The 3393-nt window shown below is 67.4% G+C and carries 1 protein-coding gene; it reads left to right on the top strand.

What is annotated here, in order from left to right:
* Positions 1-3393, top strand: a 3393-nt coding sequence (locus WEE69_14710; protein ID MEX1146550.1) for a choice-of-anchor U domain-containing protein, incomplete at both ends; no start/stop codon positions are given.

Raw genomic sequence — 3393 nt, 5'->3', positions numbered from 1 at the left:
AGCCGGACACGAGCGAGCCGGACACGACCGAGCCGGACGCCACGGAGCCGGACGCGACCGAGCCGGACGCGACGGAGCCAGATGTAGCGACCGACCCGACCACGGCCACGACCGCGCCGCCGAGCGACCAGCTGCCGGCGCGGCCGTCCGACGAGGACGGCGTCAGTGCCGCGGTCGAGAGCGGCGCGCCGAGCGGAGGCGACGGCAACGGTGACGGCACCCCCGACGCCGAGCAGGCCAACGTCGCGTCCCTGCCGAGCAAGTACGACGTCGACGGCAACGGCTCGCTCGACGACTACATCACGATCGAGTCGCCACTCTTCACGTCGCTCGCCAACGTGCGCACGCTCGAGGTTCCGGCCGACAACCCGCCGCCCAACGGCGCGGAGCTGCCCGCCGGTCTCATCGACTACGACGTGCACGTCGTCACCCCCGGCGACCACGCGGACGTCAAGCTCTTCCTGCCGGACGGCTCGCTGAGCGCCGTCTACATGTTCCAGAACGGTCAGTGGAGCAACTTCTCGAACCGCGCGCAGATCAACGACGGCGCCGACGAGGTCACCCTCGAGCTCGCCGACGGCGGCGCGGGCGACCAGAGCGGCACCGACGGCGTGATCCACGACCCGGTCGGTGTCGGAACGCCCGGTACGCCTGGCACGATCACCGCGAACAAGGTCGCCATCGGTTCGGGCGCGCAGACCTTCGACTTCCGCCTCCAGCAGTGCACGAACTCCGGTTCGGGTACGCCCGGCAGCTGCACGGGCGCGACGAGCCTCGGCGATCGCACCGGTGTGCCTGGTGGCGACTACGGCATCTGGAACAACCTCACGACCGGAAGCCTCACGTGGTACTTCGTCACCGAGATCAACATTCCAGCCGGGTGGACGCTCCAGAGCGTGAGCTGCACGGGCGCAGCCAACAGTGGCGCGGGAACGAACGGCTTCTTCGTGCGGCTGGGCCCCGCGAACACGAGCGCCCAGTGCACCTTCACCGACCGCCAGCAACGTTCGCTGACGGTCACGAAGCAAACGACGCCTGACGGCACGCCGGGCACCTTCCCGTTCCGGCTGGAGCAGTGCACGGAGACGAGTGGCACCGGCTGTACCGGTACAGGGACCTTCCTCACACCGGACCCGCAGAACCTGTCTGACAATGGCGTCGCCACCTGGGGTCCGCTGCTGAACGACACGAACTACCGGATCACCGAGACGCTCCCGTCGGGTTGGACGTTGACCGGACGGTCGTGCACGGGCGGTGAGCAGAACGGCAACAGCGGCGCGAACGGTCAGGTCATCCGACTCACCAACGACAACACGACCGAGCAGTTCGGTGACTGCACGTTCACCAACACGCAGCTGACGCTGAACGTGACGAAGCAGACGGTGCCGGATGCCGCGCCGGGGACGTTCCCGTTCCGGCTGGAGCAGTGCACGCAGACGAGTGGCACCGGCTGTACCGGTACGGGGACCTTTCTCACACCGGACCCGCAGAACCTGTCTGACGGCGGGACGGCCTCGTGGGTCGGGCTGCTGAACGACACGAACTACCGGATCACCGAGACGCTCCCAACGGGTTGGACGTTGACCGGACGGTCGTGCACGGGCGGTGAGCAGAACGGCAACAGTGGCGCGAACGGTCAGGTCATCCGTCTGACCACCGACTCCGCCGCCGAGTCAGTTGGCAGCTGCACGTTCACCAACACGGGGCCGGGTTCGCTCCTGATCAAGAAGGCAGGGACGCGCACCGGCGGGGCCGACCCCAACAACGTGCAGGGGCTTTCCGGCGCGACGTTCGGCGTCTACTCGGACGCGGGCACGACGACGCTGGTCACGACGTGCACGCCGACCGACGGCAACGGTGAGTGCCTGGTCAACGGGCTCAGCCCAGGCACGTACTGGGTCAAGGAGCTTGGTCCCGCACCGGCTGGGTACACCAACGTCAGCGCGATCGACACCGATGGCGGTCCCGACTCGGACCCGTACGTCATCGAGGTGGACGTCGAGAGCAACACGACGACGCAGGTTCCCCCGAACGACGACAACAGCCGCCCGCGGTGGTTCGTGAACCGCGCCAACAACAACCCGTTCCCCGAGATCTGCGGCGTCGACATCACACTCGTGCTCGACCGCTCCGGGTCGATGCAGGGCTCCGAGACCGCGGCCGCCAACGCCGCGAAGGCGTTCACGACGGCGCTGAACAACACGCCGACGAAGATCGCCATCGTGAGCTTCTCGACCACGGCAACGACCAACTCAGGCTTCATCAGCCTCGCGAACAACGGCAAGCCGAACGTCGACGCGGTCATCGACGCGGTCTATGGTCCCGCGGCTGCGGGCTCGACCAACTGGGACGACGCGTTCCGCCACGCGGCGGCCGTCGCCGGTGACGTCGTCGTCACCATCACCGACGGGAACCCGACCGTGCGCGGCGTGCCGAACGTCGGTGACGGCGGGGACACCGACGTGTGGGATGTCGAGCAGGGAGTCATCTCCGCCAACAACGTCAAGGCCGCAGGCGCGACGAGCATCGCGATCGGCGTGGGCGGCAATGTCTCCGCGATGAACCTCGACCTCATCTCGAGCCCCGACCAGTCGTACTTGGCCGACAACTTCAGCGCGGTCACGGATCTGCTGCTCCAGATCGCGCAGCAGACCTGTGGCGGCTCGATCACGGTGACCAAGAAGGTGAAGGTGGGGAACGACTACGTGACGGCGACGCAGCCGACGTATCCCGCATTCACGTTCCAGGCCGTCAACCCCACGCCGCCGCCGACGGTGACCCCGTCCGGGCCCGTGGCGACGAACGCGAGCGGTTCGGTGAGCTTCTCGTGGAACTCCACCGACAACGAGACGATCACGGTCACCGAAGTTCCTCCGAATCAGAACGGCTATACGCAGAACGCGGCGCTCACTGAGTGTGAGCTGTCGAACGGTGATCCGGTCTCCACTGCAACTGCCGCCGGCGGCATCACCGTGCAGAACGTCGCACCGACCGACATCGTGAACTGCACCTTCTACGACGACCCGGTACCAAACGCGTCCATCCAGGTGGTCAAGAACACTTCGACACTCCCGGGTGGCCCATTCACGTTCTCGCTGAGCGGCGGTCCGACATCGAAGCCACCCGTGCAGATCACGACCACCCAGGCAGGCCTGGACACGCCGTACACGCCGGCGCCGGCCTTCCCCGCGCTTGCGTCCGGGGTGTACACGGTGACCGAGGGTCCGGTCGCGGGTTGGGAGCTGACCTCGGCAACGTGCGACAACACCGATACCGCCGGCACCGCGGAGACGGTTCCGGCGGCTGGGCTGACAGTGGCCGCGGGCCAGCACTGGCTGTGCACGTTCACCAACACGACGAACACGGCTCACATCGAGGTGGTCAAGCATCTGG

Source organism: Acidimicrobiia bacterium, from assembly GCA_040881685.1.
Classification (GTDB): Bacteria; Actinomycetota; Acidimicrobiia; order IMCC26256; family PALSA-555; genus SHVJ01.
This window is presented reverse-complemented; position numbering and strand designations above follow the sequence as displayed.